The organism is Anaerosporobacter mobilis DSM 15930 (assembly GCF_900142955.1).
In the GTDB taxonomy this organism is placed as follows: Bacteria; Bacillota; Clostridia; order Lachnospirales; family Lachnospiraceae; genus Anaerosporobacter; species Anaerosporobacter mobilis.
In genome coordinates this window covers 34,960-49,300 of sequence record NZ_FRCP01000016.1, presented here as the reverse complement: position 1 = coordinate 49,300, position 14,341 = coordinate 34,960, and the positions used below count along the sequence as shown (strand labels likewise).

The 14,341-nt window shown below is 35.8% G+C and carries 10 protein-coding genes and 1 other annotated feature; of the genes, 1 reads left to right on the top strand and 9 read right to left on the bottom strand.

The genetic code is table 11. The annotated features are described in order from the left end of the window. Window positions 1–9 precede the first annotated feature (9 nt). From BUB90_RS15595 to BUB90_RS23290, 4 genes are all read right to left on the bottom strand, one after another. Window positions 10–2,553 (bottom strand): Ig-like domain-containing protein, encoded by a 2,544-nt coding sequence (locus BUB90_RS15595; RefSeq protein ID WP_073289370.1) that lies wholly within the window; start codon window positions 2,551–2,553, stop codon window positions 10–12. 242 nt (window positions 2,554–2,795) lie between these two features. After that, window positions 2,796–5,234 (bottom strand): phenylalanine--tRNA ligase subunit beta, encoded by a 2,439-nt coding sequence (pheT, locus tag BUB90_RS15590; RefSeq protein WP_073289369.1) that lies wholly within the window; start codon window positions 5,232–5,234, stop codon window positions 2,796–2,798. A gap of 163 nt (window positions 5,235–5,397) precedes the next feature. Next, window positions 5,398–6,429: a phenylalanine--tRNA ligase subunit alpha gene (gene pheS, locus BUB90_RS15585; protein ID WP_073289368.1), complete on the bottom strand. Its 1,032-nt coding sequence runs from the start codon at window positions 6,427–6,429 to the stop codon at window positions 5,398–5,400. 198 nt (window positions 6,430–6,627) lie between these two features. Beyond that, window positions 6,628–6,876: a binding site (T-box leader), on the bottom strand. Window positions 6,877–6,942: 66 nt separating this feature from the next. Continuing rightward, window positions 6,943–7,572 carry a zinc-ribbon domain-containing protein gene (locus BUB90_RS23290; RefSeq protein WP_073289367.1) on the bottom strand — a complete coding sequence of 210 codons (630 nt, stop codon included), beginning with the start codon at window positions 7,570–7,572 and terminating at the stop codon, window positions 6,943–6,945. A 214-nt stretch (window positions 7,573–7,786) separates the two neighbouring features. Between BUB90_RS23290 and BUB90_RS15575 the strand changes: the two genes are divergently transcribed. Continuing rightward, complete coding sequence (locus BUB90_RS15575; RefSeq protein ID WP_073289366.1) at window positions 7,787–8,641, top strand: YihY/virulence factor BrkB family protein; 855 nt, start codon at window positions 7,787–7,789, stop codon at window positions 8,639–8,641. Window positions 8,642–8,812: 171 nt separating this feature from the next. On the opposite strand, the gene rplT is transcribed toward BUB90_RS15575, so the two are convergent. From rplT to thrS, 5 genes are all read right to left on the bottom strand, one after another. Continuing rightward, window positions 8,813–9,169, bottom strand: a complete 357-nt coding sequence (rplT, locus tag BUB90_RS15570; RefSeq protein ID WP_073289365.1) for a 50S ribosomal protein L20 — start codon at window positions 9,167–9,169, stop codon at window positions 8,813–8,815. A gap of 22 nt (window positions 9,170–9,191) precedes the next feature. After that, window positions 9,192–9,389: a 50S ribosomal protein L35 gene (gene rpmI / locus BUB90_RS15565; protein ID WP_073289364.1), complete on the bottom strand. Its 198-nt coding sequence runs from the start codon at window positions 9,387–9,389 to the stop codon at window positions 9,192–9,194. 196 nt (window positions 9,390–9,585) lie between these two features. Further along, on the bottom strand, window positions 9,586–10,083 hold the full coding sequence (gene infC / locus BUB90_RS15560) for a translation initiation factor IF-3 (RefSeq protein WP_073289363.1): 498 nt from the start codon (window positions 10,081–10,083) through the stop codon (window positions 9,586–9,588). 355 nt (window positions 10,084–10,438) lie between these two features. Next, the gene (locus BUB90_RS15555; protein ID WP_073289362.1) at window positions 10,439–12,028 is read right to left on the bottom strand and encodes a peptide chain release factor 3; all 1,590 of its coding nucleotides are present in this window, start codon (window positions 12,026–12,028) and stop codon (window positions 10,439–10,441) included. Window positions 12,029–12,167: 139 nt separating this feature from the next. Then, complete coding sequence (thrS, locus tag BUB90_RS15550) at window positions 12,168–14,147, bottom strand: threonine--tRNA ligase (protein ID WP_073289361.1); 1,980 nt, start codon at window positions 14,145–14,147, stop codon at window positions 12,168–12,170. Between the last annotated feature and the right edge of the window lie 194 nt (window positions 14,148–14,341).

Here is a 14,341-nt window from a genome sequence, read left to right as displayed (position 1 = left end):
CATTTCCTCCTAATATACATACACAGTTGGACTGATCTGAGCCGCATTTCCGTTTGCATCTTTAAGGTTGTTTTCTGCTGCTGGTACTAATGTTAAACCTGATGAAGTACTTACAATACTATTAAAGTAGATTGTAATTGTATTATCGTATATATTGTACGCTACACTTGTAGATGTTGAATCACGATATAATGTACCATTCAGATAAACATTAAATCTTGCATCACCCATTACTGGTTCACTAAAGGTTAGTACAACTCCATCTTTTGCAGCCGTTAATCTGGCAGAAGCAATCGTAGGTGCTACATTTTCTTTTAATGCGATCGTCTGTGTATAGTTTGTTATTGCGTTATAAGAATTATTATACCCTTTTACCCCATTGATTGTAACTGGATAATTCGAATTATATTTTACACTTCCGCTCACTAAAGTTATATTGACAATTGCTAATGAATTTGTGTTTTTCTCTACTTCCACTTTTGATACTGCTGCTCCTGCTACTGTGTAGTTTGCTATATTTTTAGCAGTTGCTAAATCTAATTTTTGATCGAAAGTAATTGTTATGATGCTTGCATCTGTTGTCGATTGTGCTATTGAAGTTGGTGCTGGTAATATTGTATCCGAATTCGCACTAGATGCTACATTAACTGTTACTTTTGCACTCTTGTTGTAATAAGCATCTCTTACAAATTCTGCTGGAATTGTAATCTCATATCTACCAGACATGGTCATTTGCTTGCTATCTAAAACCAAGCTTACTGTTTTCTTATCTACCGTCGCTACATAATTAATATTGTTACTTGGATAGATATCATCAGTTGATGTAATAATTTTTGCTACTAATGTTCCTTTTGTTGTTGCAATTGTTACAGGTTCTGAATATTCTAATGTTAATGTATATACTCCATTTGCATTTGTTAATTTGGAACTACTAATTACTGGTGCAATGGTATCGGGTGAGAAGTTAATCACTCTACTCACAGGAGTATTCGCTGTGGTATCCGATGAAGATACATTATATGCTCTCCAGTCTCTAACGGATACTGTTTGATTCCCTGATAATGCTGACACCTCTGTAGGTAATGTAAAGTGTACTAACTTATTATTATCTGGATCTATTGTTGCTGAATAGATTGGCATGTTGTTCACTGTTAATATTCCGTATCCATACGGTTGAATTGAACGATCAAACTCTACTGTAATTGTTTCATATGCTGTACGAGTAATGTTACGCACTTTAGCTTGTGGTTTTGGCGTTGTATCATAATATACATTAACAGAGATAAAATTTTGCGCTGAATAATTACCTGCAATATCCTTAACTCCTTGTAACATTACTGTATATGCTTTGGAAGTATTGATTAATACGATACTTGATAAATCAATTGTTAGCGATTTCTTATCACTTGATAACACATAATTCGTTGCGGTTGTTAGATGTGCCGTTTCCACTGCATTGGTAGATGCTGAATTTGATGCACTCTGTGTATAAGCAACTGTCATTTTACTTACATCAATTGCTTCGCTAAAATTAATTGTTGTCTTCACACCAGAATCATCTATTGTGGAACCTAGATATGCAGGTGGTATGTTATCTACTAAAGAGATTGATTTTACATAAGGGTCAATTGCTTTCCCTTCTTTCGTTAATACTTCACTTGAAACATTTACTGCATATACACCATTGAATGTATTAGAAGCTTTAATAGACAGTACTTTTTGATCATCTGAAAGCGTTCCTGTTAATGTTCCAAAATCAGCTGCCTGGTTACCTTTTGAGTCTTTGCCAGCTGCTATAACAACCGCTGAGGTTAACTGATTGTTATCTGTATTCACTACTGTTGATGGGCTAATCGCTGTAGAGAATGTAATAACTAATTCATCTGCACCTTTTAGTGCTACAGAAGACACTCCTGATGTTTTCTCAATTACATTTACTATAATTGAATCTTTTACTGTACTAGTTGCTGCTACCGACTTAGAATCTGCTGCTCTTGCAACGATATTAAATGTTCCCGTTTTTGCAGGAGTGAACACACCATTCTTATCAATTGTACCGTATTCTGCTGGTTCTACACTCCAATACGTTTTATCTGATGTTGTAGATGGAGTAATTTTACGATTGAAATCATAGGTAGTACCCATCTCAATCGTTTGAACATTGTTCACAATGTTAGCGTTGCTAATCTTAACCGCAGTTGCTGGAACCTTAACTGTGACAGGACATGTAAGAATACGTTTTGTTCCTGATGAATATGTAATCGTACATGTTATGGTAGCTGTTCCCTTAGCAACCGCAGTTACTGTACCACTACCATTACTGCCTTTGACAGTGGCGATTTTAGTATTAGAGGATTTCCACGCATACTTGCAACCTGCTTTTTGATTCTTAACTGTTAATTTGTATGTTGTGCCTACACCAGTAATTGTTTTCTTGGTTACATTTAACTTTGGTGCTGCTGTAGCGGCTTCTGAATACTGTGGTACTGCAAAAGCAGAAACCACAAGTAACATCGCCATGAATACAGCGACTTTCTTTGCTAGTTTCTTCATGAAGTTCCCTCCTAATATTTGTTTGGTTGAATATGGGATAATTCCCAATGGTTATTGGTAGATTATCACAGATATTTGTCAAAAGTTTGTCTGAATTTATGCCGAAGCTGTGATCTCAGTCATTATTTGTTGTTATGAAGCTGAAGGCTAAAAAGTAACAACAGGGTTGTCGCAAAATCATACATCACATGTAATATATTAGCGCGACAACCCTACTTAATTATTCTTTACTTATTCATTAATTACTGACGTAATTCAATTCCAATTTTCGATAAGCCATTTAAGATCTTGGTCATAACTTCGTTCACGTCTTTGTCTTCTAATGTTCTATCTTTTGCACGGAAACTGATTGAATATGCCATAGATTTATGTCCTTCTTTAATCTGTGCACCTTCGTAGATATCAAATAAAGTAACCGATTCAAGAATCTTACCGCCATTCTTACGAATAATCGCTTCTACATCACCGGCTAAGATTGATTTTTCCATGACCATACTGATATCACGTGTTACAGCTGGATACTTAGCAATTCCTTCATATTTTACATTGAATCCTGCACGAACCTCAACTTCTGGCATATCAAGAACCGCAACATAAGCTTTCTCACCAATATCATAATTATCAAGAACATCTGGGTGAACTTCACCAAGATATCCAATTACAGCTCCATCATAGATGATATTTGCTTGTCTTCCTGGGTGTAAGAACGTTTTTCCTGCATTTGGATCATATGTCTTAACCCCTTTTAATCCAATCTTTTCAAGATACTCTTCCACAACACCTTTTAGATCAAAGAAATCACCTATACCGTACATAACGAGTGTAAACTGCGTTCTCTCGTCCGGAAGTTCTGTTAATGGCAATGCTTTTGGTACATAGATATTACCGATTTCGTATAGTCGTACATCTTTGTTTCTTCTATTGTAGTTTGTTGATAAAGAAGTAAGCATACCATTAAGTGGGACTGTTCTCATAATACTATAATCTTCTCCAAGTGGATTAGAGATTACTACTGTATTACGAAGTGCATCATCAGCTGGAATTAATAATTTATCGAATACCTTTGGACTTTCGAAGGAATAGGTCATTGCTTCGTTAAATCCAAAATGTTCTGCGATATCTCTAGCCACATTCTCAATTCTCATCTTGAATGATAGCTTACCTGTTGTCGCTTCACCGGTTGGAAGTGTTGAACCAATTTTATCATATCCGTAAAAACGAGCTACTTCTTCTGCAAGATCTGACATACAGTGAATATCTTGTCTCCAAGTAGGTACAACCACTTCTTTTGTTTTCTCATCATAATCTAGATCAATTGCTTTAAAGTAGCCAAGCATCGTATCTGCATCAAGGTCAGTTCCAAGTAATTTATTGATTCTTTCTGGTTCGAACGCTACACGGTTTGGTTTGCGAACTTCATCGTATACATCTACACATCCACCAACAACTTCACCAACACCTAATTCATTGATTAATTGACATGCACGGTTAATCGCCTCCATGGCATTGTTTGGATCAAGTCCCTTTTCGAATTTACCGGAAGCATCTGTTCTTAACCCAACTTTTTTACTTGATAAACGGATATTCGTTCCATCGAAACAAGCCGCTTCGAATAGTACCGTTTTAACATCATCGGTAATCTTAGAATTTTCTCCTCCCATAATACCAGCAAGACCAATTGGTTTGTCAGCATCACAAATCATTAATATAGAAGAATCTAATTTTCTTTCTTGGCCGTCTAAGGTTTCAAACACTTCACCATCTTTTGCACGACGTACTATAATCTTGTTACCTGCTACATGATTAAGATCATAGGCATGCATTGGTTGAGCAAATTCTTCCATTACATAGTTCGTAATATCAACTAAGTTGTTGATAGGACGAATTCCACAAGCTGCTAGTCTTCTTTGCATCCATTTTGGAGATGGTCCAATTTTGATATTCTTAACTACTCTAGCTACATAGCGTGGACAAAGGTCTTTATCTTCTACTTCTACGCTGATGTAATCAGAAGTTTTCTCATCGGTTTCTTTCACTTCTATAACTGGTGGAATGAACTTCTTACCAAATGTAGCAGCTGCTTCTCTTGCAATACCAATCACACCGAAACAATCTACACGATTTGATGTGATTTCATATTCAAATACCACATCGTTAAGTCCCAATGCTTCAATTGCACTTGATCCAATTTTAAGATCTGCATATTCCGGATTATCACTGAAGATATAGATTCCATCTTCTGGCGCATCTGGGTACATCTCCTTTGTTGAACCAAGTTCTTCGATCGAGCACATCATACCGCATGATTCTACTCCGCGAAGTTTACCCTTCTTGATTTTGATTCCGCCAGCAGGCTTTTCTCCATCATGGCCACCCGCTACTCGTCCTCCGTCAAGAACAACAGGAATTATGTCTCCTTCTTTCACATTAGGAGCGCCAGTTACGATTTGAACTTGATCTCCTTCTTCTGAGATTTGAACTTGGCAGATAATTAATTTATCTGCATCTGGGTGTTTTTCTATCTTTAAGATCTTACCAACTACGATTTTATCTAAGTCAGCATCTAATTTTTCATATCCTTCTACCTTAGAACCTGATAATGTCATTGCATCTGTGTATTCCTGTGCTGTTACATCAAGTTCTGGTACATAAGCTTTAATCCAAGATAATGGTGTATTCATTTTATACCCATGCATATCACAAATTTACTTGTGATACTGCCCTAATAATTAGGTTGAAAGAAGGCAACGCATGGCTCCTTTCTTAATTTTGATATTCTTTCAACCGTTTCCCCGTCTTATTAATGATGGGTGTGAACCTATATTAGTTCACTTTATACCTATTTTAGAACTGTTTTAAGAAACGAGTATCGTTTTCGTATAATAATCTCATGTCGTCAATTTCATATTTTAATAAAGCAATACGTTCAAGACCAACACCGAATGCAAATCCTGTGTATTCTTCTGGATCAATTCCACTCATTTCAAGTACATGAGGATGAACCATACCACAACCTAAGATTTCAATCCAGCCTTCTCCTTTACAGAAACGGCATCCGCTACCACCGCATTTGAAACAAGATACATCCATCTCTGCACTTGGCTCTGTGAATGGGAAGTGATGTGGACGGAACTTAACTTTCGTATCTTCACCGAAGATTTCTTTCGCAAATACTGCTAACGTTCCCTTCAAATCAGCAAATGTAATATTCTTATCGATTACAAGACCTTCAATCTGGTGGAAAGAAGGGGAATGCGTCGCATCTACTTCATCAGAACGGAATGCTCTACCTGGTGCGATCATTCGAATTGGAAGTTTACCTTTTTCCATCTCATGAACTTGAATAGAAGATGTTTGGGTACGAAGCACAATATTACTATGTGCGTCTGAGCTTACATAGAAAGTATCTTGTTCATCTTTTGCCGGATGATTTGCTGGAATATTAAGAGCTTCGAAATTGTAGTAATCGAACTCTACTTCTGGCCCCTCCACTACTTCATAACCCATACCAATGAAGATTCTCTCTACTTCTTCTAATGCGATTGTATTCGGATGACGATGTCCTACCATAGGTTTGGTAGCTGGTAATGTTACGTCAATTGTCTCACTCTTAATCTGTTCTTCGCGTAGTTTTTTCATGAAAACTGTTTTCTTCTCTTCTAAACAGCTTTCTAGTTTTTCTCTCGCTTCGTTAACCATCTGACCTACCATTGGTCTTTCTTCTGGTGCAACGTCTTTCATAGATTTTAACACGGAAGTTAATTCACCTTTTTTACCAAGGAAGGCTACTTTAATTTCATTTAATTTTTCTAATTGATCTGATGCATTAATTTGAGATAATGCCTCATCCACAATTGCTTTCAATTTTTCTTTCATATTGAAGCTCCTTTCTGATTGTTAAATATATAGTCAATTGCGAAACGCTTCTCCATAACGTCAACATATCTGTGTTTGTCGCAATTACCTATGTTGAATATAGACTGTACATTCAAAACTCATTTTCAAACATATGTGCCGAATACTTGAAGTTTGATGCATAAAAAATCCCTTATACAACACACATCAGTCTGTTATATAAGGGACGAAATATTCTAATCCGCGGTACCACCCTGCTTCTTATCGCATATACAATAAGCTCTCTTTCATGAATAACGGTCATTACCCGGCATACTATACTAAGCAGTCATCTAATAAATCTACTATTCCAATATGCAGCTCCTGTGGGAAATTCAATAATTGCCTGAACTTAAAGAAGCTTACAGCCGGTGACTTCTTCTCTCTGAAAGAAATACAATTATCTACTAACACATTCTTCGCTTTTATCATTATCACGTACTATTCTAGCATATGCAGGATTTTTGTCAAGTACGGATTTGTTAGGAAGTATATCTAATAAAAATTAACAACCTTCCATTTACCATCGATTTTTTCTAGAGATACATATCCTTCTTCCGTTTGCGTTTCGCCTTCAATTGAAGCAGTCATACTTAAGGTTACATCTGCATAATCTCCATCAATTTCTGTATCTACGATTTTTATCTTCTTTATTTTAATTTCACTGGATTTAATACTATCACAGAGATCTTTAATATCGTCATATTCAACTTCTTCTAATTCAACATACTTTTGCGCTTCTTTCGCATCAAAATCAATCATCATTGCATTAAAGCAATTCTTTGCTACATCTTCTGGTTTACTTGGATATGAGAAAAAACCTTTGTAAACAAAAAAAACAATTGCTAGAGCAGCTATCACTCCAAACACTCCCACGATTATTTTACCTTGTTTATCATTCTTTGCCTTCTGGTTCTCATCTGGAATCTGGTTATAGACTGGTGCCGTATATTGTGGTGGCATCTGGTTTGTCGTTGGCTGAGCCTCTTGAACCGTATTCGAAACTGGTGTAGATTGAGCAACAGGTGTTACCTCCCCTGTAACCTTCGTACCGCACTCTGTACAAAACTGCACATCTTTTCTTAACGGCGCGCCACAATTGGAGCAAAATTTGTTTTCTGACATATGTAATTCCTCCCATACTATTATATATGCATACGTTATCTTCAGAATTTCGTACCACATATATCCATTTTATAAGGAATAAATATTTCTGTCAATCATTACTATATATTTTTATTTTCTACCTTGCATTTTCTTGAAATATATCATACCATTAGTACATAAATTAGTATTGATAGGTAACTTTACCTACTTTTACAACATGATTGGAGTAACTATGAAACTGATACCATTAATTCAAACTATCCGAACAACTTGTCGTAAAGTCTCAGATGACTTCGTACCTACCTTTTCTGCACAAGCTGCTTTTTTTATATTTATTTCTTTCTTTCCATTCATAATGTTCTTATTAACATTGATACAGTACCTACCAGTAACGGAAAGTGAGCTACTCACATTAATAAGAACGGTATTACCAAGCGGAATTAATACGTATATTGTCAGTTTAGTACATGATATCTACTTTCAACCTGCAAAAACCATAATATCCATTACTGCTATAACCACACTTTGGTCAGCTTCCCGTGGATTTTTAGCCGTTGTTAAAGGTCTTAATACCGTATACGGAATTAATGAAACCCGTAATTATATAAAACTACGTATCACATCTGCAATCTATACGTTAGCATTTGCTATAATTATTGTTATATCTCTTGGTTTACTTGTGTTTGGAAATCGTATTTCCTTATTTATCACTACACATTTTCCTGTAATTAACGATTTAGCTATAGCAATCATTGGTTTACGTACTATTGTTTCATTAGCATTATATACAGGATTCTTCCTAATGCTCTATATTGTTATACCAAATCGCAAAACAAAGTTCTTAAACGAACTTCCTGGAGCCATCATCGCCGCTTCGGGTTGGATGTTATTCTCCTTCTTGTATTCCATCTATATTGATAACTTTGCTAAGTTTTCAACAATGTATGGAAGTCTTACTGCGATTGTATTATTAATGTTATGGCTATATTTTTGTATGTACATCTTGTTTGTTGGTGCGGAGATTAATGTTCTACTGCCGAAAATCTGGCCATTTAATAGAATGAGAAGACAAAAAGTCATATCATAATTAAGTTGTGTGCCTCTATGTGAACAAACAGTCTCACTAGATGGCATTCAGCGAAGTAAAGTTGTTCTTTTTGCTGGTGTGTGCATGCATATGATTTAAAAAGAGTGCCAAGACAATTTCTTGCCCTGGCACTCTATAAACAAACTATGTTTGTCCTAATATTCATTTGAATTAAGCTAATTTAGTTTTAGCAACTTCTACTAATGCTGCAAAACCTTCAGCATCATTGATAGCCATTTCAGATAACATCTTTCTGTTAACTTCAATACCTGCTAATTTTAAACCATACATAAATTTGCTATAAGAAAGTCCATTCATTCTAGCAGCGGCATTGATTCTGGCAATCCATAATCTTCTGAATTGTCTTTTTCTTTCTTTTCTACCTGCGAATGAAGAAGTTAATGCTCTCATTACAGATTGTTTAGCTACTCTATATTGTTTTGATCTAGCGCCTCTATAACCTTTAGCTAGTTTTAATACTCTGTTGTGTTTTTTTCTAGCGTTCATTCCGCCTTTAATTCTTGCCATTTCCTAGTTCCCTCCTTATATCCTATAAATATGGTAAAATTTTCTTCATATTTTTTACGTTAGTTGAGTCAACTAATGTAGCTTTTCTAAGATTTCTTTTTCTCTTAGCACTTTTCTTAGTCAAGATATGACTCTTATAAGCTTTCATTCTCTTTAATTGACCTGTTCCTGTTTTTTTGAAACGCTTAGCTGCTGCTTTGCTTGTTTTCATTTTTGGCATGATAGTTCCTCCTTAATATCTTCTATCTGTTATTCTTCGCGACATTCCGAGCACAGTATGTCACTCAACATATCTATCCATGGGGATTGTGTATCTACCATACGCTCCCCATATCAGAACAACTAGCTACGAAGCCGTAGCCATGTTGTCATGAATTAAATTGCTTTTATTTCTCTATCAAGTATATCATCTTCTACTATTGACGTTTTTCAGTTAAGTACATAATCATACTTCTTCCTTCTAACTTAGCAGGTTTTTCAACTACTGCTACATCTTCAAGACATTTGTAGAAAGAATCAAGTATTTGTCTACTTGTACTCATATGCGCCATTTCTCTACCACGGAAACGTAACGATACTTTAACTTTGTCACCTTTTGTGATGAATTTTCTTGCTTGGTTTGCCTTTGTGTTAAGGTCATTTTCATCAATGTTTGGTGATAAACGTATCTCTTTAACATCTGTTACTTTTTGTTTCTTCTTAGCTTCTTTTTCTTTTCTAGCTAATTCATATCTGTATTTACCATAATCAATAATTTTGCAAACAGGTGGTTTCGCTGTCGGAGCAATCTTTACTAAATCTAGATTTGCTTCCTTTGCTAATTTCATAGCATCTTTAGTAGCTACAACTCCTAGTTGTTCTCCATCTTCGCCAATAAGACGAACTTCTTTGTCTCTGATTTGCTCATTAATCATTAAATCGCTAATAACTATACACCTCCATAGGTTTGTCTCAACAAATAGTTAATTTCATATAAAAAAAACGTAGATAGCAAATCTATCCACGTTTTCAAGTTCAATCTATATTCAGTATCTTCTACTAAATTACCTTGAAATAATAACCCAAGTCACACGTTTGTGCTAAGGTGAGAGTGGATACTCTGCTTCTCTGTTTCTTCAAACCCTTCCGAATTTCTTCTGCGTTTGTTCACAGCTTTCTAATTGTAACATAAGAAACAAACATTTGTCAAGTAATATTAATATCTTTTTTACAACATTATTTACCATTATAGTATCATATATAGCTTCGAACTCAGATGGTAGCTCAAACTTACGAACGTCCGAATTCAGATAATACAAGACCTTCATTACGATCTAATACTGTATTGATACTCCAGCTATGTGTAAATATAAGAAGTGAATTATCTTTTAAGTCTTTGATCTTCTTCGTATCAGAAGTTACACTTAACTTCGCTACATCGATATCTTTGTTTTCTATCCAACGAATGTGCTCATATGGAAGTGGCTCAAGACGAATATCTACACCATATTCTGATTCAAGTCTGAACTTAAGTACATCAAATTGGAGAACACCTACAACACCTACGATGATTTCTTCCATACCAGTATTGAATTCTTGGAAGATCTGAATCGCACCTTCTTGCGCAATCTGTGAAATACCTTTAATAAATTGTTTTCTCTTCATAGTATCCATCTGACGTACTCTAGCAAAATGTTCTGGTGCGAACGTTGGAATCCCTTCATATTCAACTTTCATATTTGGCATACAAATAGTATCGCCAATTGAGAAGATACCTGGATCAAATACACCAATGATATCCCCTGCATATGCTTCTTCAACGATTTTTCTCTCTTGCGCCATCATCTGTTGTGGTTGCAATAATTTCATTTTCTTACCACCTTGTACATGGTTTACTTCCATACCTGCTTCGAATTTACCAGAGCAAATTCTCATGAATGCGATACGGTCACGATGTGCTTTGTTCATATTCGCTTGAATCTTGAATACGAATGCTGAGAAATCTTCTTTAAGTGGATCAACAATTCCTTCATGTGCTTTACGAGGAAGTGGCGAAGTTGTCATCTCAAGAAAATGTTGTAAGAATGTCTCAACACCAAAGTTTGTAAGTGCTGAACCAAAGAATACTGGCGTTAATTTACCTGCACGTACTTGTTCAATGTCAAATTCACTACTTGCTCCATCAAGAAGCTCAATTTCTTCTGATAATTTTTCATGTAATTCTGTTCCAATTAGAGAATCTAATTCTTCGCTACCCAGTTCTACTTCTACTCTGTCTACTGCTTTTTGTCCGTTGTTGGCTGCCGTAAACTTTGTAATGGTATTCGTGTTACGATCATATACACCCTTAAAGTTCTTACCACAACCGATTGGCCAGTTAACTGGACATGTCTGAATACCAAGTACATTCTCAATCTCATCTAATAATTCGAATGTGTCATTGGCTTCACGGTCCATCTTGTTAATGAATGTGAAGATTGGTATTCCGCGCATCGTACATACTTTGAATAATTTCTTTGTCTGTGCCTCAACACCCTTAGAGGCATCGATAACCATGACTGCAGAATCTGCTGCCATTAAAGTACGATACGTATCTTCCGAGAAGTCCTGATGCCCTGGGGTATCAAGGATATTGATACAATATCCATCATAGTTAAACTGCATTACTGAAGAAGTAACTGAGATACCTCTTTGTTTCTCGATTTCCATCCAGTCAGATACTGCATGCTTTGCCGTTTTCTTTCCTTTAACGGATCCTGCAAGGTTAATTGCACCCCCGTATAATAATAATTTTTCTGTTAATGTCGTCTTACCTGCATCGGGGTGAGAGATGATTGCAAACGTTCTTCTTTTCTTTATTTCGTTTGTGTAATCGGCCACAATATTTCCTCCATCTTACATGGAAAAACATTTTGGCCCTTGAGTCAAAATGCTTTTTCCTTTATATTCTACTATATTAATCTGCTATTTTTTGTTATGAACGCTTCTACAATGGAATCCGCCCTTCTATATAATAGATTTATTTACCTTTTTTATTATTCTCTTCTTCCTGTACTTCAATCTTACGAATTTCTTTCGTTCTGATTTCTTTACAGATTTCATCAATAAATGTAGCAACTGGTTTCTGACCTTCGTCACCAAGGAAACGGCTTCTTACTGATACTAAACCTTCTTCTTCTTCCTTTTGTCCTACAACTAACATATAAGGAACACGGTCAAGTCTTGTTTCACGAATCTTGTAACCGATCTTTTCTGCTCTTTCATCAACGGTAACCATTACACCATTCTCTTGTAACTGTGCTTTAACTTTATTCGCATAGTCATGGTATTTGTCAGATATCGGAAGAATTCTTACTTGTTCTGGGCATAACCAAGTTGGGAATAAACCAGCGTACTTTTCAATTAACCAAGCAAGTGTTCTTTCATAGCATCCTAGTGAAGTTCTGTGAATGATGAACGGACGTTTCTTCTCGCCGTTTTTATCGATATAGAACATATCGAATCTTTCCGCTAATGCGAAGTCTAATTGGATTGTAATCATAGTATCTTCTTTACCGTATACATTCTTTGCTTGGATATCAAGTTTTGGACCATAGAAAGCAGCTTCGCCTTCTTCTTCTGTATAAGTAACACCTAGGTGATCTAAGATTTCTCTCATCTTGTTTTGAGTCTTATCCCAATGTTCTGTATCACCAAGATATTTCTCTTTGTTGTTTGGATCCCATTTTGATAGACGATATGTTACATCCTCTTCCAATCCAAGTGTTTGTAAGCAGTATCTTGCAAGATCAAGACAACCAGCGAATTCTTCTTCAACTTGCTCAGGAGTTACAATTAAGTGACCTTCTGAGATAGTAAACTGTCTTACACGAGTAAGTCCGTGCATTTCACCTGAATCTTCATTTCTGAATAATGTTGAAGTTTCACCATAACGACATGGTAGATCTCTGTAGCTCTTTTGGCTTTGTTTATATACATAATATTGGAACGGACAGGTCATTGGACGAAGTGCGAAAACTTCTGAATTCTCATCTTCTTCATCACCAAGTACGAACATACCTTCTTTATAGTGTCCCCAGTGATCAGAGATTACATACAAGTCCTTCTTAGCCATTAAAGGAGTCTTCGTACGCATGTAACCACGTTTTTCTTCTACATCTTCAATCCATCTTTGTAGAGTCTGAATCATCTTAGCACCCTTTGGCATAAGAAGTGGAAGACCTTGACCGATAACATCTACTGTTGCAAATAATTCCATCTCACGACCTAATTTGTTATGGTCACGTTTCTTGATTTCTTCAAGGTGTTGCATATATGCATCTAAATCTGCATTCTTAGTAAATGCAGTACCATATACTCTTACTAACATCTTGTTCTTCTCGCTACCTCTCCAGTAAGCACCTGAAGATGAGATTAACTTAATCGCCTTTAATGCTTTTGTACTTATTAAGTGAGGTCCGCAACACAAGTCTACGAAATCACCTTGTTTATAGAAGGAAATCTCTTCGTCTTCTGGTAAATCTTCAATTAGTTCAACCTTATATGATTCACCTTTTTCTTCCATGAATTTGATCGCTTCTTCTCTTGGAAGCGTGAACTTCTCTAATTCAGCACCTTCTTTGATGATTTTTTTCATCTCTTTTTCTAATTCATCAAGTGCTGCACGGTCTAGAGATTCCATATCGAAATCGTAATAGAATCCGGTATCGATGGAAGGTCCTATCGCAAGTTTTGCTTCTGGATATAATCTCTTAACTGCTTGTGCAAGTACATGAGAAGCTGTATGTCTATATGCATCTTTACCAGCTTCATCGTTAAATGTTAAGATACTTAATTCGCAATCAGAATCTACAATCGTTCTAAGATCTACAACCTCACCGTTAACTTCACCAGCACATGCCATTCTAGCAAGACCTTCGCTAATATCTTTAGCAATATCAATAACAGACATTGCACTTTCATACTCTTTAACAGAGCCATCTTTTAGTGTTATTTTCATCGTATTAATCCTTTCTTATCATCAAAATTTATTTAATTATTATTATTTCTATACATTGTGTAACCTAGTTAGCAACTTCTATTATAGCTTTCTCTAAAGTTGTATACCTACCTAATGGACCTATTAATAATAATGACATTATCGCCTTACGCATTAATTGACTACTTTAATAACCAGGAAGGCAAAACTCTCAC

Bases quoted from the DNA above. Each gene is read 5' to 3' on its own strand.
- BUB90_RS15595 (WP_073289370.1), bottom strand. From the start codon at position 2,553: ATGAAGAAACTAGCAAAGAAAGTCGCTGTATTCATGGCGATGTTACTT.
- pheT (WP_073289369.1), bottom strand. From the start codon at position 5,234: ATGAATACACCATTATCTTGGATTAAAGCTTATGTACCAGAACTTGAT.
- pheS (WP_073289368.1), bottom strand. From the start codon at position 6,429: ATGAAAGAAAAATTGAAAGCAATTGTGGATGAGGCATTATCTCAAATT.
- BUB90_RS23290 (WP_073289367.1), bottom strand. From the start codon at position 7,572: ATGTCAGAAAACAAATTTTGCTCCAATTGTGGCGCGCCGTTAAGAAAA.
- BUB90_RS15575 (WP_073289366.1), top strand. From the start codon at position 7,787: ATGAAACTGATACCATTAATTCAAACTATCCGAACAACTTGTCGTAAA.
- rplT (WP_073289365.1), bottom strand. From the start codon at position 9,169: ATGGCAAGAATTAAAGGCGGAATGAACGCTAGAAAAAAACACAACAGA.
- rpmI (WP_073289364.1), bottom strand. From the start codon at position 9,389: ATGCCAAAAATGAAAACAAGCAAAGCAGCAGCTAAGCGTTTCAAAAAA.
- infC (WP_073289363.1), bottom strand. From the start codon at position 10,083: ATGATTAATGAGCAAATCAGAGACAAAGAAGTTCGTCTTATTGGCGAA.
- thrS (WP_073289361.1), bottom strand. From the start codon at position 14,147: ATGAAAATAACACTAAAAGATGGCTCTGTTAAAGAGTATGAAAGTGCA.